Annotated in this window: 1 protein-coding gene; it reads right to left on the bottom strand. The window is 69.5% G+C overall.

The features are described 5' to 3' along the window. Positions 1-65: 65 nt before the first annotated feature. Complete coding sequence (locus ACIQV3_RS40515) at positions 66-1,610, bottom strand: IS1182 family transposase (RefSeq protein WP_403722404.1); 1,545 nt, start codon at positions 1,608-1,610, stop codon at positions 66-68. Between the last annotated feature and the right edge of the window lie 110 nt (positions 1,611-1,720).

Raw genomic sequence — 1,720 nt, 5'->3', positions numbered from 1 at the left:
CCTAGAAGACTGATGAAGATCTTGTTGAGGGGCTGTCCGGCCGGAGGCCGGGCAGCCCCTCGTGGTCATGTGTCGGCTGGGGCGAGGTGCCAGGTGCCGTTCGTGTGGGTGAGTCCGAGGTTGAGCAGTCGGCGGAGGTTGAGGGCTGCTGCTCGGGTGTGGAGCCAGGTGTCGTTCTTGATGGTGCCGATGTATCGGAGTCTGCGGTTGCCCCGGTGGACGATCCAGGCGACGGCGCGTTCGACGGGGGGTCGCCAGCGGCGGTAGGCGGCTTGCCAGTCGGGGTCGGTGGCGGCCTGGTGGCGGGCGGCCGCCTGCTGGTCGTGGTGGGGGCGGATGGTCAGGGTCCGGCCTGCTTTGGCTTTGGTGCACCGCTCGCGCAGTGGGCATCCGGTGCACAGGTCCTTGAAGGATGCTGTGCGCTGGTGGTGCTGTCCGCCGGTGTCCGAGAGCGGGACGATGTGTCCTTGGGGGCAGGTCACGGTCGCCGAGGTGGTGTCGATGGCGAAGTCGTCGAGGGTGAAACCGCCGGGAACGGCCGCCCGCAATGGCGCGGGTTTGAGGAACAGCCGGTGACCTGCGGCTTCGAGGGCCTGGCGGGCGTCGCCGGTGGAGTAGGCGGTGTCGCCGAAGGCGTGGACCGGCTGTTCTTCGTCGGCGAGCAGGTCCAGGCCGACGGCTGCTTCGTGGTGTTCGGCTCCGGAGCCGGGACGCAGGGCGACGGCGGTGAACAGGCCGGTCTCGGGCTCGATCGCGAGGTGGGCCTTGAAGCCGTCCTGCTGATGGCTGCGGGTCTTGTGGACGTGACGGGACTCGGGATCGACGGTGGAGACCATGCGGCCAGGGGCGGTCCCCTGGGTGATGCGCCAGCGCCCGTCGCGGCCGTCGGAGCCGTCGGCGGGCTCGACGTCCTGCCCGGCGACCAGGGCCAGCAGACCGACCGCGCCGGCTGCCTTCTCACCGAGCGGCTGCTCGGGCAGGTGCCCCAACAGCCGCAACGCGTCCGTGACCAGGGCATCTACGAGGTCGGCGCGGGCCTGGGCGTCGTTCCAGGCGATGCGGGGCTTGCCCGGGTCGGTGTAGTCGTGGGCCGTGCACTGCACTGCGGCCACCTCGGCGGCGCCGGGGACTTCCCGGATCACCGCCCGGATCGCGGAGATGATCTGGGTGACGGTGTCCTGGGTGGCGACCGCGTCGTCCAAAACGGTGGAGTCCAGCGCCCGGCGGTGCTTGCCCTTCAGCGCCCCGGTGGCCTTGACGACCTCACGAACGGCCTCGAAGACCCGGTTCGGGCGGGTGGAGCGGGCCAGCCGGCGGCGAAAGTAGGCCAGCAGCGACGGGTCGAATGCCATGTCATGCAGACCGAGGCCGCAGGCGGCTTTCCACCGCAGGTCACAGCGTAATTCCTGGACCGTCTCGAAGTCCGACAGGCCGTGCAGGGCCTGCACCGTGATCGCCGCGGCCAGGATCTGCGGCGGCATGGACGGCCGCCCGTTCGCCGACGGATACATATCCGCGAACATCTCCGCGGGAAACAACCGGCCACGGTGCTCGGCCAGGAACGCAAACACACTCCCAGCCGGAATCAACTCCCGACACGTCGCCCACACATCAGGCCCGACCGTCTCCCCGACCCACTCCCCTTGAACCACAACAACCAGTCTGGCCCCGCCGCTGACGCGGCGGAGCCAGAACCCAACATCTTCATCAGTCTTCTAGG

Source organism: Streptomyces sp. NPDC099050 (assembly GCF_044759865.1).
Taxonomy (GTDB): Bacteria; Actinomycetota; Actinomycetes; order Streptomycetales; family Streptomycetaceae; genus Streptomyces.
This window is presented reverse-complemented; position numbering and strand designations above follow the sequence as displayed.